General features: G+C 42.6%; 23 protein-coding genes. 6 read left to right on the forward strand and 17 right to left on the reverse strand.

Annotated features, from left to right (window positions below; all coding sequences use genetic code 11):
• Positions 1-16: 16 nt before the first annotated feature.
• The 7 genes from ABTV07_RS17005 to ABTV07_RS17035 all read right to left on the reverse strand — a co-directional run bounded on the left by ABTV07_RS17005 (position 17) and on the right by ABTV07_RS17035 (position 7,103).
• Positions 17-967 (reverse strand): ABC transporter permease, encoded by a 951-nt coding sequence (locus tag ABTV07_RS17005; protein WP_433744398.1) that lies wholly within the window; start codon positions 965-967, stop codon positions 17-19.
• Between the two features lie 15 nt (positions 968-982).
• Positions 983-2,008, reverse strand: a complete 1,026-nt coding sequence (locus ABTV07_RS17010; protein WP_433744401.1) for an ABC transporter ATP-binding protein — start codon at positions 2,006-2,008, stop codon at positions 983-985.
• Positions 2,005-3,021, reverse strand: a complete 1,017-nt coding sequence (locus ABTV07_RS17015) for an ABC transporter ATP-binding protein (protein WP_433744404.1) — start codon at positions 3,019-3,021, stop codon at positions 2,005-2,007. The genes ABTV07_RS17010 and ABTV07_RS17015 overlap by 4 nt, the downstream gene beginning before the upstream one ends.
• A 30-nt stretch (positions 3,022-3,051) precedes the next feature.
• On the reverse strand, positions 3,052-4,260 hold the full coding sequence (locus ABTV07_RS17020) for a M20 family metallopeptidase (protein WP_433744407.1): 1,209 nt from the start codon (positions 4,258-4,260) through the stop codon (positions 3,052-3,054).
• Positions 4,261-5,254: 994 nt separating this feature from the next.
• Positions 5,255-5,776 (reverse strand): GNAT family N-acetyltransferase, encoded by a 522-nt coding sequence (locus ABTV07_RS17025; RefSeq protein WP_433744410.1) that lies wholly within the window; start codon positions 5,774-5,776, stop codon positions 5,255-5,257.
• Positions 5,745-6,401 carry a VC0807 family protein gene (locus tag ABTV07_RS17030; protein ID WP_433744413.1) on the reverse strand — a complete coding sequence of 219 codons (657 nt, stop codon included), beginning with the start codon at positions 6,399-6,401 and terminating at the stop codon, positions 5,745-5,747. Before ABTV07_RS17030 ends, ABTV07_RS17025 begins: the two co-directional genes overlap by 32 nt.
• Positions 6,402-6,431: 30 nt before the next feature.
• Entirely contained in the window at positions 6,432-7,103 is a 672-nt protein-coding gene (locus ABTV07_RS17035) for a DUF2306 domain-containing protein (RefSeq protein WP_433744416.1), read from the reverse strand.
• A gap of 167 nt (positions 7,104-7,270) precedes the next feature.
• On the opposite strand from ABTV07_RS17035, the gene ABTV07_RS17040 reads away from it, so the two are divergent.
• Positions 7,271-9,943: a BTAD domain-containing putative transcriptional regulator gene (locus ABTV07_RS17040; protein WP_433744418.1), complete on the forward strand. Its 2,673-nt coding sequence runs from the start codon at positions 7,271-7,273 to the stop codon at positions 9,941-9,943.
• Positions 9,944-10,052: 109 nt separating this feature from the next.
• On the opposite strand, the gene ABTV07_RS17045 is transcribed toward ABTV07_RS17040, so the two are convergent.
• Positions 10,053-10,373, reverse strand: coding sequence for a DUF3892 domain-containing protein (locus ABTV07_RS17045; protein ID WP_433744421.1), 321 nt, complete (start codon positions 10,371-10,373; stop codon positions 10,053-10,055).
• Positions 10,374-10,530: 157 nt separating this feature from the next.
• Here ABTV07_RS17045 and guaC point away from each other — a divergent pair, with 157 nt between their 5' ends.
• A complete protein-coding gene (guaC, locus tag ABTV07_RS17050) occupies positions 10,531-11,514 on the forward strand; it encodes a GMP reductase (protein ID WP_433744424.1) in 984 nt (327 codons plus the stop codon).
• 43 nt (positions 11,515-11,557) lie between these two features.
• Here guaC and ABTV07_RS17055 read toward each other — a convergent pair whose 3' ends face one another.
• From ABTV07_RS17055 to ABTV07_RS17070, 4 genes are all read right to left on the reverse strand, one after another.
• Positions 11,558-12,265 carry a DNA alkylation repair protein gene (locus ABTV07_RS17055; protein WP_433744426.1) on the reverse strand — a complete coding sequence of 236 codons (708 nt, stop codon included), beginning with the start codon at positions 12,263-12,265 and terminating at the stop codon, positions 11,558-11,560.
• A gap of 65 nt (positions 12,266-12,330) precedes the next feature.
• Positions 12,331-12,870: a GNAT family N-acetyltransferase gene (locus tag ABTV07_RS17060; protein WP_433744429.1), complete on the reverse strand. Its 540-nt coding sequence runs from the start codon at positions 12,868-12,870 to the stop codon at positions 12,331-12,333.
• Positions 12,871-12,935: 65 nt separating this feature from the next.
• Positions 12,936-15,149 (reverse strand): catalase/peroxidase HPI, encoded by a 2,214-nt coding sequence (katG, locus tag ABTV07_RS17065; RefSeq protein WP_433744431.1) that lies wholly within the window; start codon positions 15,147-15,149, stop codon positions 12,936-12,938.
• 170 nt (positions 15,150-15,319) lie between these two features.
• Positions 15,320-16,243 carry a hypothetical protein gene (locus ABTV07_RS17070; protein WP_433744434.1) on the reverse strand — a complete coding sequence of 308 codons (924 nt, stop codon included), beginning with the start codon at positions 16,241-16,243 and terminating at the stop codon, positions 15,320-15,322.
• A 233-nt stretch (positions 16,244-16,476) separates the two neighbouring features.
• Between ABTV07_RS17070 and ABTV07_RS17075 the strand changes: the two genes are divergently transcribed.
• Together ABTV07_RS17075 and ABTV07_RS17080 are read left to right on the forward strand one after the other, a co-directional pair.
• Positions 16,477-17,070 carry a histidine phosphatase family protein gene (locus ABTV07_RS17075; protein WP_433744436.1) on the forward strand — a complete coding sequence of 198 codons (594 nt, stop codon included), beginning with the start codon at positions 16,477-16,479 and terminating at the stop codon, positions 17,068-17,070.
• Between the two features lie 146 nt (positions 17,071-17,216).
• On the forward strand, positions 17,217-17,903 hold the full coding sequence (locus ABTV07_RS17080; RefSeq protein ID WP_433744439.1) for a CsxC family protein: 687 nt from the start codon (positions 17,217-17,219) through the stop codon (positions 17,901-17,903).
• A gap of 135 nt (positions 17,904-18,038) precedes the next feature.
• Here the strand turns inward: ABTV07_RS17080 and ABTV07_RS17085 are convergent, their stop codons facing one another.
• The 3 genes from ABTV07_RS17085 to ABTV07_RS17095 all read right to left on the reverse strand — a co-directional run bounded on the left by ABTV07_RS17085 (position 18,039) and on the right by ABTV07_RS17095 (position 21,835).
• Complete coding sequence (locus tag ABTV07_RS17085; RefSeq protein WP_433744442.1) at positions 18,039-19,907, reverse strand: hypothetical protein; 1,869 nt, start codon at positions 19,905-19,907, stop codon at positions 18,039-18,041.
• A 131-nt stretch (positions 19,908-20,038) separates the two neighbouring features.
• On the reverse strand, positions 20,039-20,806 hold the full coding sequence (locus ABTV07_RS17090; RefSeq protein ID WP_433744444.1) for a CsxC family protein: 768 nt from the start codon (positions 20,804-20,806) through the stop codon (positions 20,039-20,041).
• A 249-nt stretch (positions 20,807-21,055) separates the two neighbouring features.
• The gene (locus tag ABTV07_RS17095) at positions 21,056-21,835 is read right to left on the reverse strand and encodes a CsxC family protein (RefSeq protein ID WP_433744446.1); all 780 of its coding nucleotides are present in this window, start codon (positions 21,833-21,835) and stop codon (positions 21,056-21,058) included.
• A 175-nt stretch (positions 21,836-22,010) separates the two neighbouring features.
• On the opposite strand from ABTV07_RS17095, the gene ABTV07_RS17100 reads away from it, so the two are divergent.
• Both ABTV07_RS17100 and ABTV07_RS17105 read left to right on the forward strand, forming a co-directional pair.
• Complete coding sequence (locus ABTV07_RS17100) at positions 22,011-23,201, forward strand: ParM/StbA family protein (protein WP_433744448.1); 1,191 nt, start codon at positions 22,011-22,013, stop codon at positions 23,199-23,201.
• Positions 23,202-23,213: 12 nt separating this feature from the next.
• Positions 23,214-23,582: a hypothetical protein gene (locus ABTV07_RS17105; protein ID WP_433744451.1), complete on the forward strand. Its 369-nt coding sequence runs from the start codon at positions 23,214-23,216 to the stop codon at positions 23,580-23,582.
• Between the two features lie 110 nt (positions 23,583-23,692).
• Here the strand turns inward: ABTV07_RS17105 and ABTV07_RS17110 are convergent, their stop codons facing one another.
• Entirely contained in the window at positions 23,693-24,268 is a 576-nt protein-coding gene (locus ABTV07_RS17110; protein WP_433744453.1) for a CotY/CotZ family spore coat protein, read from the reverse strand.
• A gap of 334 nt (positions 24,269-24,602) precedes the next feature.
• Positions 24,603-24,770 carry a GNAT family N-acetyltransferase gene (locus ABTV07_RS17115; RefSeq protein ID WP_433744455.1) on the reverse strand — a complete coding sequence of 56 codons (168 nt, stop codon included), beginning with the start codon at positions 24,768-24,770 and terminating at the stop codon, positions 24,603-24,605.
• Positions 24,771-24,850: the final 80 nt, after the last annotated feature.

Genomic DNA, 24,850 nt, shown 5'->3' on the forward strand with positions numbered 1-24,850 from the left:
ATGGATCCCCTCCTTCTTAATGGTATTTGATTCTCGGATCGGCAACTGAATAAAGGATATCCGTGATCAAATTGGATGAAAGGACCGTAATGGCAGCGATGAAATTCAAGGCCATCAGAGTTGGGTAGTCCCTGGATGAGATGGACTGGATCGTTAGCTGCCCAAGCCCTGGCCATTGAAAAATCTGTTCCGTGACAACGGCTCCTCCAATCAAGAGCGGGATATCGATCCCGATGATGGTGATGATGGGAATGAGTGCATTTCTTAAAGCATGCTTATTGACTACAATGAATTCCTTGAGTCCTTTCGCACGTGCCGTCCTTAGAAAATCGTGACCCAGAATTTCGAGCAGGCTGGAACGGACATAGCGGACCATATTCCCTGCAATCCCTGTCCCGAGTACGAGAGCCGGGAGAATGAGATGGCTGAACGTATCCGCAAATCCCCCTGGCCCACCTAACGTATTCATACCCCCGGTGGGAACAAGATGAAAGATGATGGCAAACACATAAATGGCACCGAGCCCCAAAAAGAAGTGAGGGATGGAAATGCCTAAAAATGAAAATGAGGTAGTCAAGTAGTCCACCCATGAATATTGCTTTGTTGCACTGATGATTCCGATGGGGATTGCAATGAGATAGGCGATGAGAAGCGCGGTCCCCATCAGCATGATCGTTGGGATCAGCCTTTCTCCAATGAGTCCCATGACAGGCTCATGTGTGCTGTAGGAAAATCCAAAATCTCCTCTCACCAGATTCTCAAGCCATCTGATGTATTGAACGTAGATTGGATCATTCAACCCAAGCGCTTCCTTCTTCAACGCGATATCCGCTGCGGTCGCATCCGGGTTCAACTGCATCTCAACAGGGTTTCCCGGCGCCAGATTAACGATAAAAAAGCTGAATATCGTTACGCCAAAAAGCACCGGTACAGCGATGAGCAAACGACGAACAACGTATTGAAACATGATGATCCCCTCCTCTTAGCTAATGGGTGAGTTCGGAAAGTGGCAGGCAGCCATATGCCCTTCCCCGCTCAACACAGGCTCCTCAATTTTGCAAATTTCCTGTGCGATTGGACATCTGGTATGGAAGCTGCAGCCTTTTGGCGGATTGGCCGGATTCGGGACATCTCCCTGCACGATGATTCTCTCCCGCCCCCGAAGATGCGGATTGGGAACCGGATAGGCGCTCAAAAGTACTTTTGTATAGGGATGTTTCGGATTTTTAAAAATGTCCTCTGTCTTTGCAATTTCAACAATTTTCCCCAGGTACATGACGGCAATCCGGTCGCTGATATATTTCACTGCTCCCAATCCATGGGCAATGAATAAATAGGTTAATTGAAACTCTTTCTGTAAATCTTTCAATAGATTGAGGACTTGGGCTTGGATAGAGACATCAAGGGCTGACACCGGCTCATCGCAGACAATCAATTTAGGATTTAAGATCAGTGCCCTTGCAATGCCGATCCGCTGCCGCTGCCCCCCAGAGAATTCATGCGGATATCGGCTGCGGTAAAATTTGGTCAAACCAACGATTTCGAGCATTTCATCTGCTTTTTTATAAGCTTCTTTTTTATCTGCCAGTTTGTGTGCCATCAATGGTTCTGCCAGAAGATCCCCAATCCGTTTGCGTGGATTGAGGGAAGAGTAAGGATCTTGAAAAATAATCTGCATCTGTGTCCGCATATTCCGCATCTCAGAGTGTGATAGTCCGGAGAGATTGGTTCCTTCAAAAAGGACGCTCCCCTCTGTCTGGGGATCCAATTGAACGATGGCTTGTCCCGTCGTCGATTTTCCGCAGCCCGACTCCCCAACAAGTGCAAGTGTTTCACCAGGAAAAATGGAAAAATCCAAGCCATCCACTGCTTTGACATGGCCGACAGTCCTTGAAATAATCCCTTTTTTGATAGGAAAGTATTTTTTAAGATTCCGTACCTCGATCAATGGGGAATCTGGTTCTCTAGTAATATTCAATTGATTCTTTTCTTTAGAAATGGCGTTCATGCCAGCACCTCCCTTTTTCCAGAGTTAGAATCATGCTGCTGGTCTTCATAAAGCCAGCATCTGACATGATGGGAGCTGTCATTGATAGGCAAAAGCGGCGGCCTTTCTCTTGTACATTTCTTCAATGCGTAAGGGCACCTGGAATGGAAGCGGCAGCCCTGAGGCATCTGATTCAAGGCAGGCACCGTACCTGGAATGGAAGCAAGCCGTGTATGCTGGTCATGCTCCAAATGAGGGATGGATTCCATAAGCCCCTTCGTATAAGGATGCTTCGGATGGTCAAACAAAGTATAAACATCGGCCTCTTCAACCACTTGTCCGGCATACATGACAAGCACCTTATCAGCCATCTCGGCAATGACCCCCAGATCGTGGGAAATGATCATGGTCGCCGTGTTGTATTCTTCTTTTATTTTCTTCATCAGCTCGAGGATCTGAGCCTGTATTGTTACATCTAATGCTGTTGTCGGTTCATCCGCAATAAGAAGCTTCGGATTGCAGGATAAGGCCATGGCAATCATCACCCTTTGCCTCATCCCTCCGGATAATTTATGGGGATACTCATCCACAATGGCTTCTGCCCGTGGGATTCCGACTTTTTGAAGCATGGACACGGCATATTTCTTCGCCTCTTTTTTTGATAGCTTCATATGCAATACAATCTGTTCAATCATTTGATTTCCGATTGTGAAGACTGGATTAAGGGAGGTCATCGGCTCCTGGAAAATCATCGAGATGTCATTCCCACGGATCTTTCTCATTTGAGATTCAGGCAGCGTTGCCAGGTCCACACCTTCGAGCTTGATGTTCCCTTGTTTTATATAGCCGGAGCTCCCCAAGAGCCTCATGACAGATAGAGAAGTCACGCTTTTTCCGCACCCTGATTCCCCTACGATCCCGATGGTTTCACCAGGCATGAGGCGGAATGTCACTTCCTCTACAGCCACCGCTTCCCCTTTATCATTTTTAAAAGCCGTTTGAAGCTGGTTGACTTCCAGCAAAACATCTTTCAATATCCTTCACCTCCAGTTGATTTTGAACCATTAAACAGATGAGGCAAGAAGCGGCTCTTCCGCTTTTTCACCCAGGTAATGGTGGACGATGCTCAGGAATGCCTTCCCTGCATAGACCATCCCTCTTTCATCGATATCAAATTTAGGATGATGGTGAGGTGCGGATGCTCCAATCGCTTCATTTTGAGCCCCCGTGAAGAAGAACATCCCAGGCTTCTCTTTTAAGTAATAGGCAAAATCCTCGCCTCCCATCAAGGCTGGCATTTCTTGAATGGTTTTCGCGTCAACGGTTTTCTCCACCACGGATTTAAACATTTCCGTTTCCTGTTCGTGGTTGTAAACGGCTGGATAGCCTCTCGAGTAAACGACATCGCATTCTGCATGATAGGATGAGCAAAGCCCGTTAGCGATAGTTTGAATTTCCTTTTCCATATGCTTCCTGACTTCTTCATCAAATGTACGGACCGTCCCCTGGATCACAGCCGAATCGGCAATGACATTCAACGCCTGCCCCGCATGGAAGGAACCGACTGACAATACCGCTGATTTCTGGGGATCCACTTGTCTGCTTACTATGTACTGCAATTGATTGACCAACTGGCAGCCGATGGCCAGTGCATCGACCGTTTCATGAGGGGATGCGCCATGCCCGCCTCTTCCTTGAATTTTGATTTCAAAGGAATCAGCTGCTGCCATGGTGTAGCCTTTTCGGTATAAATAGGTTCCTGTTGGAGCTCTCGAGGAAAGATGCGTCCCAAAAACGTAGTCCACTCCATCCAGGCATCCATCTTCAATCATGGCAATGGCTCCTCCAGGTGCTAGCTCCTCTGCATGCTGATGAATCAGCACCACATTTCCTGCCAGCTCATTTCGATTGCGGCTGAGCACTTTTGCTGCTCCTAACAGGGTCGCCGTATGTCCATCATGTCCACAGGCATGCATCACTCCAGGGACTGTGGATTTATACGGAACGTCTTTTTCATCCTGGATCGGCAGGGCATCGAAATCTGCCCTTAAGGCAATGGTCTTTCCCGGCTTCGCGCCTTTGATCACACCGACTACGCCCCTTCCGCCGACGCCTGTCCTGACTTCAATCCCGAAGCTTTCGAGTAAGGAAGCAATCATTTTCGGTGTTTCCACCTCTTGAAACGAAAGCTCTGGATGCTGATGAAAATGCCTTCTCCATTCAACCATTTCGCTATACATTTCTTCCAGCTCAGAATGCCATTTCTGCACCATTGTGATCCCCCCATTGTTCATTTTCGGATCATGCAAATCGATGTTGGATTTCCGGGAGCGTTTTTCCTCTCATGCATGATTATGAAATTTTTAAATATTTTTATTATTCTGAGTATACTGAATGAGAAAATGCCGGTCAACACGGTTTTTTGTCTGATGAATGAAATCTGCTGCTTGAAAAGTGTCGAAAATCCAGTTGGGAAGCCGAAGAAAACGATTACAAAAATTATTTCTGATCCCGAAAAATCAAAAGGGAATGGAGGTGAATAGGACTTCTTTATTATACGGATATAGTTATTGATAATTTAGTAATATTTCCCTATATTGTTTTTACACATTACTTGATTAGGAGGCTAAGCGTGGTTTGAGCTACTTACCTTAGAGTGACCAGTGATATAATAATTTAACTTTATAAATAAGTATGGATATTTATTCACGGGTGAGGATTTTGCACATACTTCTTGCCTGATCCCAATTGACTATTTCAGGAGTAAGATACTGAAGGTGACACGAAAGTGACAGGCACGCCCCGGTTTTTGTCGAATGGGGGCGCTTATGTTGCCGCTGGCGCATAAGAAGGTGTTTGTCGCGCGTAAACTATGCTGGCCGGCGCATAACAGTGGTTGTCTCGCGCATAGGACATGAAAAGTCGCGCAAAGGCGGTTGATTTTGGCGCAAAGAGCACCCCAAAATTTAGAATTCACCAGCATCCAGCCTCATTTTCCTCTTTTATTTCTCTCCATATCGCCCAATTTCGCAAATTCAGCTTCATTTAGATCCGCAAACACCTTAAAATGAACGTTTTTCTGCACTTTCAGCATGATTTTGACCGTTTTTCACCCTAGTGTGGACAATTTATCTTTAAGCACTTCCTCCACACCCCATGTTGACCGCTAAACACACAAAAGCCACAGTCCCAAGACTGTGGCTTTTGGTGAATATACGTGAGAATCCGAAATCATCGATTGATGGCTGCTCACTCTTGAACTTGATATTATGACGGCTTCCTCGCTTCGAAGCTCAGTGTTTTTTCAAAACAGAAATATGGGTGTTTTCTCATTGGATAATGAACTTGCCCTCTATATATATACCCTGTCTTTTCATATAGTCGGATGGCTCCCGGATTGCCGGAATAGACATCCAGCCGAAGGCACTCATACCCTTTTTGCTGAGCAAGATCCTCTGCAAAGTGCAGCAGCTGTTTCCCAAGCCCTCTACCTTGATAATCGGGATATACAGCCAGCCGATGAATCCAGGCCGCCCTTCCTTTTATCATCCAATCGATTTGTTCATGTTTCTTGCTTTCCCGATCTTCGAGCACTACAATCCCGATTAATTTTCCATCCTCTCTCACCCCATGCATATGACTTCGCTTCAGGTCCCCCTCAATCAAAAATCGATTTGGATAAAAGAAATCCCATTGATCGATTCCATTCATTTTGAGGTCTTTCGTCACTTCCGACAACAATGTCAAAACATCCTTCTTATCCTTTCGGGACAGTGGCTGTATTACCAAAACCCCCACCTCCATTAGTACGTGCTGCTTTTATTCTTTCAAGTTTAATCCGTGATTTTTTTCGGTAAAAAATCGTCCATAGTATGGCTGCTCCGATGAAACCGTAGAAGACAACGTTTGAAACAGCCAAGTAGACAGCCGTGGATAAGCTGTAGACAAGTACTACGCGGACTGCCGCCTCGCAAAGCAGGATAAGTCCCCAGACGATTGTCATCAGCCTCATGACAAATCGGAAATATTGGTACTGCCAGTTTTCATGAAACATCTCTTCCCCCACAAAACGGGAGCCTAAACTGAACATCAATGGCTTCTTCCTGAATAGTGAACCGATAAAAATGATCCCAACAGATGCCGTGATCAAGGATTCCCTGATCAAGATGATTTTTTCGCTGCCTCCTAAAAGGACAAGTACAATCGTTAACACGAGGGTGAACAGCATCAATCCACCGAATACATCCATTTTTTTATGTTTGGCTAAATGCACCACGTTATCTACTAAAGGAGCAAGGGCGGCTATGGATAGAGCGGCCACACTGCTCATATAGTTCGAGAGGGTGACATAAAGAATCCAAGGGATCAGCCCGTTGATCACAAGCGTGAAAATAACGTATTTTCGTTTGCTCATTTTCTTTCTTCCTTTCTATTCACGGCGCCTTTAAAGAACCGGATATTGTCTGCGTCCTGATGGTATAGATTTTTTCTTTTTCTTTCGGAAAAAATACCACTCGACGACCGCTAAGTTCGTAATCCAGCACAGCCAGGAAGAAATCCCCATGGCTGATTGAATGTCCAGGTGAAAAAACATCGTAAAAGGAAGCAAATAAAGACGGAATGAAGCAAATGCCAATGTCACTGCGTAGCTTCGGATCATCCATTGCTGATGCAGGCTGAACTTCTTCTGGAAAATTCTCATCATGGCAACAGAAGTCGTCGCAAGCCAGCAAACGTCCAGCATGAAAAAACCTGTTTTAGCAGCAATTCCCCCGCTTGCATACCAGCTTAAATACAATCCAACCATGCCAGCTAATCCAATTGAAGTGACATAGATATAGCCAAGTTTGCGATGCCCGCCTGCATTTTTCCCCGTCGGCCTTCTTAAAAATTGAAACGGTCCCGTCAAAAGCCCGATGGTGCCAAAGATAATGTGAACATACAAGATCACGAGCCAAGGCTTGAACGGAAAGTTTGGCAGCTGCATTTTTCCATCGACCGCCCCTGCAGTCTTTGGGTCTAAAACAACGTATTGGATGACAATGTATCCTAAAAACAAAAAGAGGATGAAAAATAACGCGGTCCATCCCGTTAATGACCATTTACTTTTCTTCATAGACTCACTCATTTCTTAAATTGATGAATGCTGCAAGACCACTGTCTGAGCTTTTTCATCTTAATACATCTTTCTTTCAGATTTCTTACAGTTACGGGTAAAAATCTTACATGATATAATAAGAGCAAAAATCCTGGAATACTTTTCATGTAGAAGAGGTGAAGAAGATGGGGAAAACGACCTCCCAACTAGCGATACCTAAAATGGAAATGAGTTTTGAACAGACAGATAAATTTCACATGCTAGATCATGCATTCCATCGGCCGGTGATGAGTATTACAGCGCCAGGCGGGTTTGGGAAGTCTGCATTGATTGCCAACTATTTGCTCAGTCGTGCGCGCCAAGCTTTTTGGTTCAATTTTGCCGAAAAAAAATGGTCCCTGGAGGAATTCGTCTTTCTATTAGCAGAAGGTCTCGGAATTTCAGGTGATGAAGATGAGATTCTCCACATCCAACTTTCCATTTTAGAGTCCATTGCCTATTGGGAGAGTCCGCTTTCCATCGTTTTGGATGATTTTCATATGAACGAATCACCCGAAATCCCGGCGTTCATCCACCAGCTAATTCAACACGCTTCCCCTTCAATCAATATTGTACTGCTAAACAGAACGAAGCCCGAATTCCCACTCACCAAACTGAAAATCCAAAACAAACTGGTTGAGTGGAACGAGCAGGAACTGACGTTTACAAAAGAGGATACCGGTTCTTTTTTTCAGCAGGAAAATAAATCTTTGACTGCCGCCGAACTGGATTTTCTGCACAAAAAATTAGGCGGGTGGCCAGCAGCTCTTTCATTGGTTGCAGCGTCGTTAAAAGGATCCGTACCAGTTTCTTCAGAAATCCTTTTGGAGCAGATACCCTTCAAAGAACTATTTGAGGAATATGACCCATTGCTGAAAGAAGCTGATGACACGGAGTTATCCGTCCTGTATCAATCAAGCCTCATTCATGAACTGGATCCAAACGTCATAGAGGAATTAGGCATTGATTATTCTCTATTGGAAGAAATTTGGCTGAACCGGACTTTTATCCGGCATATGGACGGTGCCAAATCATATATTCCGATATTCCGCGACTATCTGTACCAAAAACTCACATCACTTATCGGGAAAAAGCAAATGCGCAGCAAACATGAAGCAGCAGCAAAAATTTACGAACGCGGTTATCAGTATTATTTTTCATTCGCTCATTTTCTTGCCGCTGGTCATTTTGAAGAAGCTGCACGTCTGATGCAAAAAATGATGAACATGTATACACCTGAGCAGTTTCTGCTGCTGCTTGATGGTTCCCTGGAGGAGATCTGTCCTGCAATCTCAACCGCAGCCTTTTCCCTTTTTTTATTCAGATGTGTGCCGATTGCGCTATTGCAAAGCTATATTGAACCGATTAAGAAATCTCTTGCGTCCATCGAGTCAGAAGCGATTCCCTTTCATAAGATTTTACTCAGGCATCGATTGGGCTTAGTTTTGTTTTACAGCGGGGAGATTGATGACGCGAAGGAATTGTTCATGAAATCATTGAAAGAAAGCAGAGCAGCCGGGAGCCACGATTTGATTTCTGTTAACCTGTCACTGATTGCCCAATGCTGCCGCTTTACTGGAGAAATAGAAGAAGGAATCCAATTTGCGAGAATGGCATTGACGAATGCAGAGCAATTCAACACCGTGGACAGCCGGATGCATTCTTCCTGGATCTTGACTGAATTGCTGCTTGAAAAGAAGGAACTTGCCCTTGCTGAGCCTTTATTGAAAGACCTTGCTCGACTCACCGAAGAGTATTCGGATGAAGGCGCCAAAGTCTATCCCCTGATTGCCATGGGGAAATATTATCGGCTGACCGGAGAATTAAATAAGGCATTGGAATGTACAGAATCGGGGATTAGACGTGCTAAAAAGTTCATGCTTGATACGGATCTTGGATGGGGTTACTTGGAGCTCGGGATGATTCATTTAGAATTGGGTGAAAAAGAACGGGGGATAGAGCAATTAAAGAAATCCGAAAAACACTTTTCACATTATCGCTATTTTAACCAGCTGCTTCAAGCAATCATTAGCCAGACCAATTCCGGATCAAACGCCGTTTCAGCCATAGCTGAACGTATGGCCCCAGGATTATCCGTCTCCCTCCTTGGGAATTTCCAACTCATGCACAATGGGAATGAAATATCCATCAAGCGTAAATCGAGCATGCGGCTAATGGTGTATCTGGCTTCCCAATACGGACAAAAAATTCCAAAGGAGCGGCTGTTAGAGGATTTATTTCCTGACGGCAGCTACCACTCCCAGAACAACCGCTTTTATGTATCCCTTTCAGCACTTAGAAAATCATTGGAGCCTGACGCCGCTTCAGGAAGACAGTCCAAGTACATCATCCAGACGGGAGAAAGCATTTACTTCGATGATCAAGACTGCAGCATCGATTTAAAAAGATTTCATTCTCTCATCAGGGCGAGTTTTCCTTCACAGGAAGAGAAAATCGCCAATTTCTTAGAAGCAGAAACCCTTTATAGTGGCGATCTTTTGACGGAATTCCCTTATGAATCATTCCTTGAACCCATCAGGGATCAGACAAAAAAGTCATTTCTCGATATCCTCGAAGAAATCGGACTCTATTATTGGTCCATTGAAGAATATACTAAAGCCCAAACGAGATTCGACCGCATCCTTCAAATGGACGAATACAATGAACCGATTTATTGGAAATACATGCGGAACCTGCTCGATAAAGGGTTCATCAAGCACGCAAAGGATATCGCAGCTTCCATGGAGCTGAAATTCGAAATAGAGATGGGTGTGCCAGTCAAACAAAAGCTCCAAACATTATTCGATTTCTATAGATGAATTGAGAAAAACCTCCTGCTGAATAGGAGGTTTTTCATTTTTGAGCATTTGAACCGTTTCTAACCTTTCCTCAACACACGAAGAATATTCCATCCTTCGGGCTCTGCCATTAAAATTCCGGCAAGTGATCCAAGTTATTTTCCTTGATGCCATCCGGCTCACTCCGGATGATATCCCTTCCATACTTATGAAATACATCGATATGCGCGAGTTTTCCGGCTTTTGCTTCTTCCAATGCAGTGATGTAATCCAACTCACGGCCAGATTCAGTCTTGAAGGCAATGATGTCATCATCCCGATTCTTTCTTACTGCGACAATCTCCTCCACACCAGGCTGCCTTTCCTGCACGATCTCTTTTTGGCTTTGCTCTGCCGCTTGATGTTTGTATTGAATATAAATATTTTCGAAATCCTTATTTTCATTTTCCATGTCAGCACCTCCCGAACATACGTTTAGTTTGCGTTTCCCTTTTTGAATTATGCGGTCAATTCTTTTTGACAGGAAATCTGTAATGGTGTATATTTCTAAGAGACGAACAATATTAATTAACTTATAAAAAATATTCGTATTTTAGGAGTGTTTTTTCATGGAAAACGTTTTCGATTATGAAGATATCCAGCTAATCCCGGCAAAGTGTGTAGTTAACAGCCGTTCTGAATGTGATACTAGTGTGACTTTTGGCGGCAGGAAATTTAAGCTTCCGGTAGTCCCTGCCAATATGCAAACCATCATTGATGAAAAGATTGCCGTCTATATGGCTGAAAATAATTATTTCTATATCATGCACCGATTTGAACCTGAGAAGCGAAAAGATTTTGTGATTGATATGAAAAATCGCGGATTGTACGCCTCCATCAGTGTTGGCGTAAAAGAAGAAGAATACAGCTTCATTCAACAGATGGCTGAAGAAAATATCGTACCTGAGTACATCACCATCGATATTGCGCACGGTCACTCCAACGCCGTGATCAATATGATTAAACATATTAAGAAACATCTTCCGGACAGCTTCGTCATTGCAGGCAACGTCGGCACACCTGAAGCGGTCAGGGAATTAGAGCATGCCGGTGCTGATGCCACAAAAGTCGGCATCGGACCGGGCAAGGTCTGCATTACGAAGATTAAGACTGGCTTCGGTACAGGAGGATGGCAGCTGGCGGCTCTGCGCTGGTGTGCAAAAGCTGCAACGAAGCCGATTATTGCAGACGGCGGCATCCGTACGCATGGCGATATCGCTAAATCCGTTCGATTCGGCGCCTCTATGGTCATGATCGGATCCCTATTCGCAGGACACGAGGAGTCTCCTGGGACAACCATTGAAAAAGACGGGAAGCTCCATAAGGAATACTTCGGCTCTGCATCCGAATTCCAAAAAGGCGAACGAAAGAACGTCGAAGGAAAGAAAATGTACGTCGAGCACAAAGGTGCACTTGAGGATACGCTGATTGAAATGGAGCAGGATCTTCAATCATCCATTTCTTATGCAGGCGGGACAAAATTGGAAGCCATCCGTACAGTTGATTATGTAGTAGTGAAAAATTCTATCTTTAATGGGGATAAGGTTTATTAAAGAAAAAGGGAAAGCCAGTGGGCTTTCCCTTTTTTGCATTCATTTAGCAGATGCACGTTTTCTTCTTGGCTCCGAGCTTTCCTCTTTCCTCGATTTTCTTGATGTAGTCAGCAGCCAGCGGTACTTTACAGGCTGTATTCCCAACATCCACGTTTACTTTGCCAATATGGTGAGCAACTTCGATCACTTCTTCCGTTAACGGCAGGACCGAGCCGCCTACACAAATCAAAAAGCTGTTCATTGTGTAGCGGACACGATTTTTCTCTTCATGGATGGTGTTTTTGACTCGCATGAGCAGACTCCGGATTTCCTCAAAATCCAATTGATCATCCAGGGTGATGGTCACATAATTTGCATAGGTGCTCCATCCGCAGGCTGCGATCATTTCTTCATCAGATTCGATCCATTCCATCGCCAATTCCCTGGCAAATGGACTTTCTGCTGCAGCACCTGCCACCGTGCATTCCGCAATCATATGCCAGTAGGCTTTCTGCACCCACTCCTGAAGCTGTTCTTTTGTCAGTTGCGAGGGATTCACCGATAATCCCGCTAAGTACATCGCATCGGAATTGCCTGTATGGTATAAAGCCTGCACCAGTTCCTGATCGTTCTTCACTGATTTCACAAGCTTTTTCATATCACCAATTTTCACGCCAAAAAGGGGTTCAGCTGCACCGTGGCGCATAAATGTTTTCTTTGTCTGTTCCGACCCCATTGCCTCTAACTTTTCCATTACTTCTTGAAGATTCATAATTCCATTCCCCCCTCACCCTTTTCTTATAGTAGTTTCTAGGATTTTGGCAGGAATCCTCTTTTTTACCTCAAGCTGCTGAGGGCGATTCGCCAAATCATATGGTCGAATCCTTTGTCCCAAAAATCTTTCAATACGTACTCCGGTTCTCCAAATTTCTTTTTCCAGACTTTTTGAGCCCTTACATACCCGCTGTCGAGACAGAATTCCTTCATCCCTTTTTCTGCTAAAACAACGTACATTTCATTCAAAAGACTATTCCCGAGCCCTTTTTGCTGAAAATCCGGATGAACAAATACGGTCCCTACCTCCATAAGCGATTGATATTCAGTGTTTGAGTTAAGAAGAATCAATTCGCTGGGAGGGCCATATTCAATAGATCCAACGATTTTTCCCTTAACTTCCGCAATTAAAAAATAGCGGTTCTCCCCATTGCTTTCAATATCCATCTTGAGGTATTGCTTCTTTGAATGTATTTCTTCATCGATATCCTCTGTCAGATGCGCGATTCCTTCTTTCAAAAATGTATCCATAATCACGAGCTGAAAAAATTCATGCAGCTCTCTTTCATCCTCTTTAGCAGGTCTTCTTATGTTTACGTCCATATTAAAATCCTCTCATTTAAAAAGCCTGCATCCCAGCTGGGAGCAGGCGCAATTCAATCTTTCCGTTATCTTAGATCAAAACGATCAGCGTCCATGACCTTTACCCACGCAGAGACAAAGTCACGTACGAATTTCTCTTTGTTATCATCCTGTGCATACACTTCTGCCAGTGCTCGAAGTTCAGAGTTTGAACCGAACACTAAATCAAAGCGGGTAGCTGTTCGCACCACTTCACCTGTCTTGCGGTCGCGTCCTTCATACAGGTTGAAATCTGCACGCTTCCACTCGACGCCCATATCCAGGAGGTTAGCGAAGAAGTCGTTGGATAGTGTACCTGCCTGATCGGTAAATACTCCGTGCTTTGTATCTCCATGGTTGGCTCCGAGCACACGCAGACCACCGACGAGGACCGTCATCTCAGGAGCAGTCAATCCTAAGAGCTGTGCCTTATCCACCATCATTTCTTCCGGGCTGGTGGAATATTCTTTTTTCTGATAGTTGCGGAATCCATCTGAAACAGGTTCCAAGACATCGAAGGACTCTGCATCGGTCTGCTCAGCAGAGGCATCCCCTCGGCCAGGGGAAAACGGAACGGCAACTTCAAATCCCGCAGCTTTTGCTGCTTTTTCAACAGCTGCACTTCCGCCTAGCACAATCAAGTCAGCAAGGCTCACTTTTTTATCGAGTCCGCTTTGAATATCTTCGTAAACTCCAAGGACCTTCTCAAGCAATTCCGGTTCATTCGCTTCCCAGTGTTTTTGAGGAGCGAGACGGACGCGCGCCCCATTTGCACCGCCGCGCATATCAGATCCTCGGTAAGTGCTTGCTGAAGCCCATGCCGTTTTCACGAGTTCACTTACTGTGAGGCCTGAGTTAAGGATTTTTTCTTTCAGGCTTGCGATTTCCTCATGAGACAATTCATAATCGACAGCTGGAACCGGGTCCTGCCAGATCAGTTCTTCTCCCGGCACTTCCGGACCTAAGTATCTTACTTTAGGGCCCATGTCGCGGTGCAGCAGTTTGAACCATGCACGAGCAAAGGCATCGGCAAATTCATTCGGATTTTCGTAGTAGCGGCGGGAAATCTTTTCATAATCAGGGTCCTTGCGCAAAGCCATATCGGCAGTTGTCATCATAGTCTTCACACGGATCGAGGAATCTTCCGCATCCGGTGCCATGTGCTCTTCCGGCATGTCGACAGGCGCCCATTGATAGGCTCCTGCAGGACTCTTCGTCAGCTCCCATTCATACCCGAAAAGAAGGTCGAAGTACCCGTTATCCCATGTAGTCGGGTTCGATGTCCAAGCCCCTTCTACACCACTTGAAATTGTATCGCGGCCTTTTCCGCTTCCATAAGAACTGATCCAGCCCAGCCCTTGTGTTTCAAGCGTCGCTGCCTCCGGGTCATCCCCCACTAGAGAAGCATCCCCGGCACCATGCGCTTTACCAAATGTGTGCCCGCCTGCGATTAAGGCTACCGTTTCTTCATCGTTCATAGCCATTCGGCCGAATGTATCGCGGATATCCCGGGCGCTTGCGAGCGGATCCGGCTTACCGTTCGGTCCTTCAGGGTTTACATAAATAAGCCCCATCTGAACGGCTGCAAGTGGATTCTCAAGGTCGCGGTCCCCGGAATAGCGATTGTCTGCAAGCCATTCTTTTTCAGAACCCCAATACACATCTTCTTCAGGGTGCCAAACATCTTCACGCCCTCCAGCAAAACCGAATGTCTTAAGACCCATTGATTCAAGGGCCACATTCCCTGTCAGGACAAGCAAATCAGCCCAGGAAATCTTGTTTCCATATTTCTTTTTGATCGGCCATAGGAGGCGCCGCGCTTTATCAAGGTTGACGTTGTCCGGCCAGCTGTTCAGCGGGGCAAAGCGCTGTGCACCTGTCGAACTTCCGCCTCGTCCGTCAGCAGTGCGGTATGTACCTGCAGCATGCCATGACATACGGATAAAGAATGGTCCATAATGTCCGTAGTCAGCCGGCCACCATTCCTGGCTGTCCGTCATCAGCTGGTGTAGATCTTTTTTCAATGAATCGTAATCCAATTTCGAGAATTCCTCGCGATAGTCGAAGTCCTCCCCCATTGGATTTGATTTCTTATCATGCTGGCGGAGAACACCTAAATTAAGCTGGTTTGGCCACCAGTCCTTATTCGTAGTTCCACCAGGAGCTGTCGTCGTTGTAATAGCACTATCTTTGTGATGAGTGACAGGGCATTGCCCCGCAGAGGTATGTTCCTTTTGGTCTGGTCTATCATTCATTTCCATTTACCATACTCCTCCCTATTTAAGCAATCATTCTCTTACAGAAAAATAGTGTGATAATTTAGATAATTATCATCACCTTTTATTATAGTGGACGGGAAGAATCTTTAAAAGTCTGAAGCTTCTTTTAGGGCGAAGTTTTTCTGGGACATGGGGACAGGTTCCTCGTCCCTCTAGCGGGACAAGGAACCTGTCCCCGGTGTCCCGCATTTTCTTTGATAGGTAATCCATGCCGGAACGCTTTCAAAAGGAAATGCCTCCATGACTGCCATTGCTGTTTCATCCGTTGTATCAAATTCACCGATGAGCAATGAAACTTTCTTTCCTCTTGAATAGTTGATTTGATGGCTTACGAGATAATCAATCACATTTGTAAATTTCTTTTCAGATGCCCCACACCAGCCTAATTCATATGCATCACCCTCGTCTGAATCATGAAGGAAAGAATAGGCTATAATCTCACTTTCTCCTTCATCTAAGCATATATAGCTTCCATCCAGCAGTGTGTCTTCAGCAAGAATCAACCTTTTCCAATCATCCGTTTCTAATTGGGCCACTGGATTTGCCATATGGGTATTTTCATAGTTGGCTTTGACCATGAAGGCAAGTTTATTCATTAACGGGTCAATCAGCATAATCTCTTTCAACGTCTTAATTTTGAAGTTAGTACGAATTAATGCGGCAGGTGCTGCTGCAGCTCCCAACTTAAGCGTTGGCATATAGGTTCTTCTGATTTCTTCAAATCCCATGTCTTCATAAGCTTTTATTAATTCATGGCGCGTCTCCCATAAAGAGGTTTGCAGTGGCCGCTCCATCTTTTCATGCTCCTGTACCCATGCCAGTAAACGTTTCGCCGCCATCGTTTTATCTGGACCTGGACCGACTACAATTCGAAAATATAGGCAATATGGATGAAACCTGCTAGTCCAGCTAAAAAATATAGCCGCTAATTTCTCCTCCACAAATGCACCATAAGCCATTTTGTTGGACGGCTTCTTTATCATTTGTATGATATTTTCATCTTCGGAGCTCGCATGTAAAATCTCTTTTAACTGTTCTTCATATTTGATTTCGTATTTTTTTATCGTAAATTGCATTATTTACTCCTTAAACAGATCTGAAATTGAGTTGCATTAATAGAAATTCTGCAAATGGAAGCATGACCCCTTTAAATTAATAGTTTTTTAAAGGAAGATAGAGGGACGCGGGGACAGGATAACTGTCCCAACTAGATTATCAGCACAGAATATTCTACTTCTTACGGTACGGAGGGACAAATGACCTGTCCCTCCGTCCCTTCAACATTCGCAAAGCATGGGGGAAATGAATTATGAGTACGTTTGTTTATATGGTGAGGCACGGGGATTCACCTAAGGATGGAAATGAGCGGACAAGAGGATTAACCGAAAAAGGGTATTTAGATGCTCAGCGGGTAACTGCCCTTTTGAAAGATGAGCAAGTTGATGCCGTTGTTTCCAGCCCCTACTTACGTTCCATACTGACTGTGGAGGCGTTGGCAAAACAAATAGGGAAAGAAGTTTTAGTCATGGAAGATTTAAAAGAGAGGGTATTTTCTTCTGAAGACAATCGTGTATCCGATAAAGAATTATATCCTCTGTTAGAGAAGTCGTTCAAGGATCCAAATTTCACTTTCCAAGGAGGGGAATCAAATGCCGATTGTCAAAAACGGGCTGTTAACGTTTTAATAGAACTATTGCACACTTTTAAAGAAAAAAGAATTGTACTAGGTTCCCACGGTGCTGTTATGACGTTGATGATGGGTTATTTCGATAGCCGCTATGACTTAAAGTTTTTACATAGCACCTCAAAACCCGATATATACAAAATGGAATTTAATAATCAGGAATTAGTGAGTGTACAAAGGCTGTGGGGACAGGGGGACAGGATCCGCGTCCCGCAATAGGGACAAGGATCCTGTCCCTCTGTCCCTTTAAAAATGGGCTTTTTTGTTCATGACACTTGTCCAAACCATTTTTACTTGTCCACATATAAATAAGTATGTCAAAAAACAGCAAGAATTTTGACAAAATATTATTAGGAGTGGATTGTATGAAGAGAAATACCGGGTGTGGGAGTTCAAATTCCATGAAAAAATGCCCGCCAATGCAGGCATGCGATACAGCAAAAACTCATGGTGATTTTTGTACAGTAGGAAACCCAACAAATACAGGCTCAACTGAGAGAACTGCTATTTTAGCCGATGTTCCGATCACAACAAATGTCGAAGCCGATATCTACCTGCCTTCATCTGCACAAGAAATTAAAGCAATCAGGAAAAATGTATATTTAACACAGTGTAAAGCGATTCCTGTACCTCCAACAACAGGGACAACTACTACTGCTGTAAACTTGTACATTGAAGGCTATGTTCACAAAAACATTCAATATTCTGAAGGCTGCGATGGCTATATAAGAGATTACAGCGTCAATGTTCCGTTTAAATGTTTCCATCCAGTTACCGGCCTTGCAAACATTAATTTCGCCACTAGCCAAAAAAGCAATCAAATTCAAGAAATCAGAGACCTTGCACCAGATGGCCATGGCGCAGACCGCTGCAGTTTCGGATCTATTACATTTGAAAACTACAATGAGCCAATTGAATGTAAATTGCTGACTTCCAGAGTGGTACAGATGGACTTCCCGCATGATTTTGATAGATGGGGTAATTTCGAACAAATTACAGAAAAAATGACCATTGATTTTGTTGTCCGCTTAACTCAGCTTCAACGCCAATAGTAAATAAGTCCATGAGAAAGTATGAGAAGGGTGTCTCAAATAGACACCCTTTTTATTTATAGTTTCCAAGCTCTTATTTCATTGCTTAAACAAACCTGATTTAAGTTGCTAAAGCAACAAAGTTTGAGAAAAGTACTAATATGGATAAAAATTAAAGTTGATGAATTGCTCCTGCACTAAATCAATGGCTAAAATTGCACATCCTTTAATATCAAGCTGCGTCTTTCCTTCACTGGAATGAAAATCCTCATTGCAGTTGAAATGAAAGCTTTTTATTTGGGCATCTATTTTTTCTGCAAATTGCTGGGTGGATTCGTGATGGAAGTTGATTTCATTCCCCGCCGATTGAAACATGAACTCTTGTTGGCTCGCATGTGGAATATCAGGTGGGTAAATCCAGTTTATTTCAGCTGTTTTTGACCATGAAACTGGGAATTTCAACGAATACGCGATCCCATTGGATTCATATTCAATATCTGCAATTAACAGCCCCTTAAAAAATGCGGTGTTCGAAGGCAGTGCAACTTGGCTTTCAAAGGATTGAAGCGACCAATCCACTTTGGAAATCCTATCCATCATAATGGATATATCAGCTGTCTCAAAAAGATTGATCTCCAAGGCTATTTCTCCTAATAAAATAGGAATCTTAACGATAGGACAGGCTTCTTCTTTCTGTTTACAATCATGAGTATATTCAGAAGGAATCTCTGCAGCTTCATCTTCCTCAAGCATCTCTATTTCGAATTGATCTTCTAAAATGGAGTACTCTCTCTTTTTTTCAACTGGAGAAATACTTTTTTCCTGATCCCCATCTAAGAAAGATGATTCATTTACGGATTCCTCACTATCTGAACTATCTAGAAGAGAATATATTATGTCTTCATTACTTCCAATTTCCTCTTCAATATAATCATCGTCTTCTAATGTTGAAAGGAAATCTTCCTCTTCATACTCCCCATTGTCATTAGAATTCCAGTCATTACCCCAAAGGTATTTTGCTAGTCTTAAAGAATATTCATCATTGTTCTCAGCAGCATCCTTCTCTTTAAAGGATTCTTTTTCTTCAGAAATAGAAAATGAGTCTTTGTCTTCCAGGATAGAAAAAAATTCATCTTCTAGAGAAGAAGTTTCTTTTGATTCAGAAACAACCTCTTCTCCTTCGACATTCACTTCTTCCTCTCCAGCATCAAGAAAGGGATCTAATTCATAGTCAGTGTTTTCCTCTTCTTCATCTGCAGAGGAATCCTCTTTTCCTTCATTAGATTCCAGTCCTTCCCCAGACATGTTTGATCCCTGTTCTTCTAATAATAAGGATCCTCCTAACATCAGAGAAGAATCATCTTCAAAAGATTGAACATAAGGATTATTTTCGACTACAGTAGAATCTTGCTCTACGTCGCCTTCAAGTATAGAGAAAAACTTCCCTTCCAGCGTCCCGCTGCTTTCTTCATCATGCAAATAATCTGGATATGGATCCCGATCCTCTACTAGAAGATTGAGAATTTCATCCTGCAGCGAACTAGCTTCATTCTCATAAGAGGATGGTTCACTGTGGAAGTCATCGATTTCATTTATATCGGCTGTTTCGTCCTCAAGCAATGAAGTGAATTCTTCCTCCATAAATGCAACCATTTCCTCCCTTTCTAATTGACCTATTCGCCTTTGTTCACCCTCCAACTCATGCAAGGGATCACTGTTTGAAGTTTTGCCAGATTCTGAGTCATGATTATGAATAAGGGGATTCGTCATTTTCTCTAAAGATTCAATTTGTGTTGATTCAATTTTAGGCGGAGGGTAGATTAATGGAATCGAGATGATTTTTTCACCAATAGTTCCTATTGCATATGAACGCTTTATAGCAGCAGAATCATCATCCTCTGATTCATCATTATTTTCTTCATGTACCAATTTTGAGTTGTTGAATGGAGAAGGATGATCATTCCAATTTCTGAATGGATTGTGGTTCATTTTACCAAACGGACTGTTCATATTATCCATAATCATTTGGAAGGTTCTGCTCTATAAAGCATCCTCCCCAATCGCCTCCTTCCTGCTTAATTCTTCATAATAAAAGATGAATTGTTCAAAATGGTTTTCTTGATTCCAGGTGTTAGAATGAAAACCATTCAAATTTTTTAGCAATCCTCATCATGATGGTCATCATTTGTTGTTGAAGCCACTCGTATCTGCTGTTTTTGAAGAACCTTCAAAGTAATATCAACAACCATTTTTTCTTCAATCTTCGTAAAATATCCTTCTCCAATCGGGGAAGAAGTCGGCAGGGCGACGCGATCGATGGCTTCATCCCATTCAATGATCTTACTGGAGATTAATTCACAAAACGGAATTTCGTTATAGTATTGTGTGCTTTCTTGATGAAACTGTGAAAGATCATTTGTCTGCAGCTCATCTTTTTCTGGAAACCCTGTCGGCAAGGATTTTGAAATCAGAAAATCAAATTCATTCCGCCTGTTGAACTCAGGCATCACAGGAGGTGTTAAGAAATGATCGATTTCAGTTACACATTGAAACGGGACATCCACAGTAATGGAGTGAATATCTGAGGCTACTGAAGTGGTTGTGCTGTTTTCAATTTCAGGGCTGGGGCTCGCATATTGGATGTTCTTCCGGACAAATCCTTTCACAAATAATTTGTTGGTTGGCAATAGCAGCCTGCATTGAGTTAGTTTTACATGTTTTTTGATATCTTTGATTTCCAATACTGGTTCTGGGAAATCAATAAGCGCATCAACATTCACTTGAAGCGTAATTTCCGCTAACACAACTGGAACTTTTGTAATTAATTTTCCAATACTCACATTTGGTTTGTGAGGTTTATTTTCACAGCCACACGATGTTGTAGTTACTTTGCAGTCATTTATTTTTTTAGTTGAATCAGACATTCAGGGTCCTCCTAAAAAATCAAGATAGTGCATGGTATGCGGGATAAACGTCTATGTGTGGGCTATTTTAAAATTTCAATTTTTCCAGACGATTCACTGGCAATTCATCCAAATTAGCATAGTTATATCTATAAGAGGATCTTTCCAATACGAAAAGACGCTTATCATGCTTTCCGTAGAAAAACAATGACAGCGTCTTTTACACATCCTATCGCACTCGACAAAGGTTATAGGATGGAATTCATCATATTATAATGCAGTTACATTAACTTGCTGATTTTGAAGCACTTTGAGTGTAAACTCTAAGAACATTTTTTCCTTTAACGTGCGGAAAGTTCCTTCTTCAAAAGGCTTATGGTTAGGAAGCGGAACACGGTCCGTAGCTTCATCCCACTCGATGATACTGCTTGAAAGTAATTCGCAGTAAGGAATTTGATTGTAATATTGTGTGCTCACTTGGTGGAATTGAGAAAGGTCGCTTGAAAGCAGCTGATCCTTTTCAGGGTAACCATGTCCTAATTCTTGAGCCCTGAAGAAATCGAATTCAGAACGAGAATTGTTAAATGGCAATTGCGGGCGGCTGATAAATTCAGCTGCAGTGATTGTAGTAACACATTCAAAAGGTACATCAACAGTTAATGATCTTATTTCAGAAGATACACAGTACTCGCTTGAATGTGGACAAGGTGTTGCATATTGGATATTTTTCCTTACAAATCCCTTAAGGAATAAACGCAAGTCAGGGTAGACTGCTGCTGAGAATGGGTCAGTGCCAGCTGGGACTCCTGGAAGAAGAAGTCTGCATTGAACAACCTTCACCCGCTTCTTAATATCTTTGATTTCAAGAACAGGATCTGGAAAATGGATATCAGCAACAAGGTTGGATCTAACCTTGATTTCAGCTAAAGTAACTGGTACTCTGACAATTCTTGGACCTGCATTTGTCAAAATTGGATCTACTGTTACATTTTCGCATTCACCTACACTTGCTGTTACGTTAACATCTACGCAATGTGGATCATGATTCATTTTTTTTCCTCCTTAAAAATTTTAGGTTCAATGTATCGTATGCAAAATTCTACTATATGCTTGGACATATGTGGATTTTCGTTTTAAGAAGGACAATAAATATATAAAAATATTCATAGGTACTTGCACAGGCAAATGCCCATACTGCATAGGATTCAAATGAGGAGTGAGGAAAATGGAGAGACAAAACTTTCTTGCAGTTGATTTAGGAAACAGCTGGTATAAAGCTATTGCTTCTGATAATGGATTTATTAGCGAATATCAAATCCCTAATACCATTGCTTTGTTTGATGAAGAATTCTATGAAAAACCTTATGATGATGAAGATGTCGACCTTGCAGAGAATATGATTGTTGAAGTAAAAAGCCATTCTATAATAGATAAGAGAGAAATTTACTATATCGGGAAAGCTGCGGCGAAACAGCGTAATGTGAGTTTAACAACATTTAATAACCAAAAGGTAGACGAAGACAGAACCTATATCCTATTGCTCAGTCTCGCGGCCTACCATGCCGTTCGCTCAAACTTCCAAGAAACTCAGCTGGATTATACCATTGATCAATTAGCTGCATCCCTTCCTACTACACAATACAAGGAACAGAAGGACAAATTTAAAAAGAAACTACTCGGAACCCACACAGTCATTTTCCATAAGGTCCCTTTCATTCAGGAGCCAAAAGAAGTGGTTGTAAAATTACATGTGAATAATGTAATCATAGGTGCAGAAGGCGCATGTGCCTATCTGGGGCTGACCCGCGACCAAGAAACACTGGGAGTCAAGGACGAAGCTTTAATCAGCGAATCAAAGAAAGGCATAATCATCGGTGACCTTGGCGGAGATTCTGTTGATTTTGTCGGCATCAAACATAATAAACCCGTTTCTTCCGTTGAAGGGGAAACATTCGGAATCAATCAATTTCTTGATAATATCATTCTAAAAGTCAGTAAAAATGAGTTATATAAATTCGATTCCCGGGCTGAACTTGAAGAAAAATTAGCTGGCGGCCAGTCTGAATGGTACGTGGAGCCTTTTGCAGGAATTAGAAAAGATATTAGTAAATATATTATCCCTCAGCTGAAGTCCATGGCGATTAAGTACTTGGAACATTTTGACCGTGTCCGCAGTTCCTCGAGTGATATAAAAGGGGCTGCCAGATATATCGCCGTTGGAGGCGCCGCAAAACTTGCGCAAAGGCAAATACAAGAAGCAGCCGTCAGATGGTCGGAAAGAGGACGCCCAATTGAACTTCTGTTTCCAGAGGATATGGAAAAACTGAATGTCCAAGGGTTGATGATTCTAGCTAAAATGAATCATCTTAAAAATGCACAAAGGGAAGAAACCAATTTAATCTCCACCAACAGTTAAAGGATGATGGAAATGTATAGAATCTACACAGATTACATCAATAAAACGGCCATAACTGTTCCTGACGAGTTCATTGATGTCAAAACAGGTGAATCATTTCCTGTATCATTAAAAATCCGAGACCAGCTGGAATATCATGCTGATAACCAGACTCTTATTCATCTGGTCCTATCAGCTCTTAACAGCTACCTCCATCCTAAACGTCAAGATGGAAGCTCCAAAGAACTATTAATGGAACTATCAGAAATCAAACAGATGCTGCAGCAGGGGTATTTTACAAGCAGCCCTGTCAAAAACAAGACTGTACACCATTCCCAAAGAGAACAATCCGCTCTGGACATGAAAGACATCGAAGATATTCTTGAAGAATTTGGGGGATGAAAAATGCTGGCACAAATGGCGGGGAAAACGGCCATTTGAAGCCAGCATTTTTTTCATATAAAATTGGCGCCAACTTTATATTGAAAGGATTCCTGATAAAGAACCCCTTCTTATAACCAGACAGCAGGAAGGCAAGTAATTCCGCAGAAGCAGGAAAGATCAACATTAATGCATATGCCTGTTTTTACAAGATCGACGACATCTGCACAGTCAAGCTGACCGCATGGAGAACAGAATTTCTGGCCGTCTTTTGATGATTTATCCGGTTTGACTGCCAATAGTTCAAGGGTGGCACAGTTGTTATCAAGATCTTTTATCTTAAATATGAAAGATGTAATACAAGCAAATTTTTTCTTTTTATGCGGACCGTGAATTGTAGTCACTCCAGTCCCTTTAAAAGGTTCGCATCCACAATAAAGGATAAAAGGTATTGTATTTTTCTTCGGTTTTTTATGCTCTTCCAATAAATCATTTATTGATTCCTTGCACGAATTTTTGCATTCACTTAACTTTTTCACCTTATTCTGAGCCTTTAAAATTGCTTCTAATACTTCTTCTACACAACCCTCTTTTTTGTTGTGATCATGATGATGTTCCTTAGATTTTTCATCTTTCCCATGGTCTTTCCAATCCTTTGAACAATCACAATCATGATCATTTTCATGATCTTTATATTCCCTATACATCGTATTCACTCCTTTTAGTTCATTCACCATCATCATATAGCTGCAATCCTCATTTCGCGTGAGAACAATGCCTAATTGGGACCGGAAAATTTGGTTTGTCCTTATATCAGGGGACATGGGGACAGGTTTACTGTCCCACTTCGGTTTCAGGTGCTATCTTTTCTGGGACGAGGAACCTGTCCCTATGTCCCAGTTCAACCCATAATATCTTTAAGATGTTTGTTCAAATTTCGTAATAGTAGGTTCCAAAAAAGGCGTTAATCCATTATTCGGATCAACGCCTCACTTAGTTTTCTTAAAACATTCTATTAAGAAGAAAAATATTCTACTAGTTCTATACAATGAACATAATCATTTTTCTTGTAATAATTAATAGCTTCGTCGTAGGGCAAACTATTACAAACTCAATCTTTTTCTCTTTAATCCATTTATTAATTGAACTTAATACTTTGCTTCCAATGCCTGCATTTCTATATTCCGGAATGGTGTACACGTTAGTCATATAAGCAAATAGGTATGTTATTCTACCTGGTCTGGGTAATCAAATTCAATGGTATCCCACCTCATTTAAATTAACTGCTT

Source organism: Falsibacillus pallidus (assembly GCF_050990905.1).
GTDB lineage: Bacteria > Bacillota > Bacilli > Bacillales > DSM-25281 > Falsibacillus > Falsibacillus pallidus_A.

What these genes read in the sequence shown, in the direction of transcription:
- ABTV07_RS17045 (WP_433744421.1), bottom strand. Translation starts at nt 10,373, where the DNA reads ATGGAAAATGAAAATAAGGATTTCGAAAATATTTATATTCAATACAAA.
- ABTV07_RS17040 (WP_433744418.1), top strand. Translation starts at nt 7,271, where the DNA reads ATGGGGAAAACGACCTCCCAACTAGCGATACCTAAAATGGAAATGAGT.
- ABTV07_RS17005 (WP_433744398.1), bottom strand. Translation starts at nt 967, where the DNA reads ATGTTTCAATACGTTGTTCGTCGTTTGCTCATCGCTGTACCGGTGCTT.
- ABTV07_RS17085 (WP_433744442.1), bottom strand. Translation starts at nt 19,907, where the DNA reads ATGATTATGGATAATATGAACAGTCCGTTTGGTAAAATGAACCACAAT.
- ABTV07_RS17110 (WP_433744453.1), bottom strand. Translation starts at nt 24,268, where the DNA reads ATGTATAGGGAATATAAAGATCATGAAAATGATCATGATTGTGATTGT.
- guaC (WP_433744424.1), top strand. Translation starts at nt 10,531, where the DNA reads ATGGAAAACGTTTTCGATTATGAAGATATCCAGCTAATCCCGGCAAAG.
- ABTV07_RS17070 (WP_433744434.1), bottom strand. Translation starts at nt 16,243, where the DNA reads ATGCAATTTACGATAAAAAAATACGAAATCAAATATGAAGAACAGTTA.
- ABTV07_RS17010 (WP_433744401.1), bottom strand. Translation starts at nt 2,008, where the DNA reads ATGAACGCCATTTCTAAAGAAAAGAATCAATTGAATATTACTAGAGAA.
- ABTV07_RS17020 (WP_433744407.1), bottom strand. Translation starts at nt 4,260, where the DNA reads ATGGTGCAGAAATGGCATTCTGAGCTGGAAGAAATGTATAGCGAAATG.
- ABTV07_RS17030 (WP_433744413.1), bottom strand. Translation starts at nt 6,401, where the DNA reads ATGAGCAAACGAAAATACGTTATTTTCACGCTTGTGATCAACGGGCTG.
- katG (WP_433744431.1), bottom strand. Translation starts at nt 15,149, where the DNA reads ATGGAAATGAATGATAGACCAGACCAAAAGGAACATACCTCTGCGGGG.
- ABTV07_RS17105 (WP_433744451.1), top strand. Translation starts at nt 23,214, where the DNA reads ATGTATAGAATCTACACAGATTACATCAATAAAACGGCCATAACTGTT.
- ABTV07_RS17095 (WP_433744446.1), bottom strand. Translation starts at nt 21,835, where the DNA reads ATGAATCATGATCCACATTGCGTAGATGTTAACGTAACAGCAAGTGTA.
- ABTV07_RS17090 (WP_433744444.1), bottom strand. Translation starts at nt 20,806, where the DNA reads ATGTCTGATTCAACTAAAAAAATAAATGACTGCAAAGTAACTACAACA.
- ABTV07_RS17075 (WP_433744436.1), top strand. Translation starts at nt 16,477, where the DNA reads ATGAGTACGTTTGTTTATATGGTGAGGCACGGGGATTCACCTAAGGAT.
- ABTV07_RS17080 (WP_433744439.1), top strand. Translation starts at nt 17,217, where the DNA reads ATGAAGAGAAATACCGGGTGTGGGAGTTCAAATTCCATGAAAAAATGC.
- ABTV07_RS17100 (WP_433744448.1), top strand. Translation starts at nt 22,011, where the DNA reads ATGGAGAGACAAAACTTTCTTGCAGTTGATTTAGGAAACAGCTGGTAT.
- ABTV07_RS17035 (WP_433744416.1), bottom strand. Translation starts at nt 7,103, where the DNA reads ATGAAGAAAAGTAAATGGTCATTAACGGGATGGACCGCGTTATTTTTC.
- ABTV07_RS17115 (WP_433744455.1), bottom strand. Translation starts at nt 24,770, where the DNA reads ATGACTAACGTGTACACCATTCCGGAATATAGAAATGCAGGCATTGGA.
- ABTV07_RS17055 (WP_433744426.1), bottom strand. Translation starts at nt 12,265, where the DNA reads ATGAATCTTCAAGAAGTAATGGAAAAGTTAGAGGCAATGGGGTCGGAA.
- ABTV07_RS17060 (WP_433744429.1), bottom strand. Translation starts at nt 12,870, where the DNA reads ATGGACGTAAACATAAGAAGACCTGCTAAAGAGGATGAAAGAGAGCTG.